Origin of the sequence: Nonomuraea solani, assembly GCF_900108335.1 — a bacterium.
Lineage (GTDB): Bacteria > Actinomycetota > Actinomycetes > Streptosporangiales > Streptosporangiaceae > Nonomuraea > Nonomuraea solani.
The window spans coordinates 1-1398 of the sequence record NZ_FNVT01000074.1 but is presented as its reverse complement, the minus strand read 5'-3'; the positions used below and the strand labels follow the sequence as shown (position 1 = coordinate 1398).

At 66.5% G+C, this 1398-nt stretch carries 1 protein-coding gene and 1 rRNA gene; both read right to left on the bottom strand.

Annotated elements, in window-relative coordinates; translation table 11 throughout:
- On the bottom strand, positions 1–244 hold a 244-nt coding region (locus C4V41_RS60520), incomplete at its 3' end, for a hypothetical protein (RefSeq protein ID WP_146104319.1).
- 1066 nt (positions 245–1310) lie between these two features.
- A 5S ribosomal RNA gene (gene rrf, locus C4V41_RS60515) occupies positions 1311–1398 on the bottom strand; the annotation flags it as partial.

The following is a 1398-nucleotide window of genomic DNA, read 5'->3' as shown; positions in this document are numbered from 1 at the left end:
TCCCGATCCCGGAACGGCCGACGGTCATCCCCCTCACGACGAGGACTGTAACCACCCTCACGACGCGGACCACGATCATCGCGGAACCCGCCCTCACGGCGCGCCCCGAAACCACCTTCACGACGATCCCCGTAGCCACCGCCGCCCTCACGGCGCGGCCCACGGTCATCACGGTCCCGGAACGGGCGACGCTCATCGCCACCCTCACGACGGGGACCACGATCGTCCCGGCCTCGGTTGTCATCTCGCCGCGGTCCCCGGTCCCCGCGGTCGGAGGAGCGCGACCTGTCGCCGGAACGGAATGGCCGGTCGCCGCCGGAGTCTCGTCCGCGAGAGCCCTGTCCGCCGCTCCTGTCTTCTCCCCCGGAGCGCTTGTCCTCGTAGTCGCCGCGCCCGGGCTGTCCGCCCTCCGGGCCGTTATCTCTGTTCACTTCTGGTCCATTTCGTTGGCTAACCCAGCGGACTCAGAACGACGGTCCACCGTAGCTGGTCGCCGCCCGCCCTCGGGCCTTACGCGACGAAGGCCACCCGTGGGGGTGGCCCGCTCCTTCCAGCCTAGCAAGCCGCAGAACGTCCATGAGCCTGACGCAACCCACATATTGACGGGACCCTAAACGGACAGCCAGCAAGAGTGAACGCCGCGTCACTTCGCTGCCACGAATCAACCGAAATCCCAACCTGGTGACGGTACGACCCGGCTCTGCGACTTCCCCACACGAACGGGCACCCGCTGAACAATCGGATGAGCCGCCGATCATTCCGCGGTCAGGGTGCTGGAGCCAACGTCACCAGGGGCCGCCTGAGCGCCACGGACCCAGCAAACCCGTTTCGCAGAGGTGCGGCACCGTTCCACACACATCAACACTCTCAAGCTGTACGACATTGTGTCCCGCACGAGCGCGACTTAAAGCCGTGATGGCCTGTCTCCCTCATACTCCCGAGCGCCAAGGCCTATTCCTGTACGAGGCCGGCAACCGATAAGGGCGCGGTCCACGACGCAGATCGGGTATGGCGGACCGCATTCACGGAGCCGGCTTCGCAGCAGCTGGAGGCACCCAGGCTAGGCCGGACACCGAGGCCCCACAGACGGTCAGCCCAAGAGCAGCGGCTGGCGACCTGAGATCGCGATGCCACCACCTTGCCCGAGTTCCTCGCCCGGTCGCGCCACCCGCATCCGCAACGCAGCCGCGACGACCTGGGCTGAGGCACCCAGGTCCTTTCCGCGTGCAGGCGGCCACTCCACGGGTATCGGCCGTGGAAATGCAAAAGGGCCCCGGCGCGTTAGGCGTCGGGGCCCTTTTTGAAAGATTGTCCGGCGGTGACCTACTCTCCCACACCCTCCCGAGTGCAGTACCATCGGCGCAGAGAAGCTTAACTTCCGGGTTCGGAATGTAACCG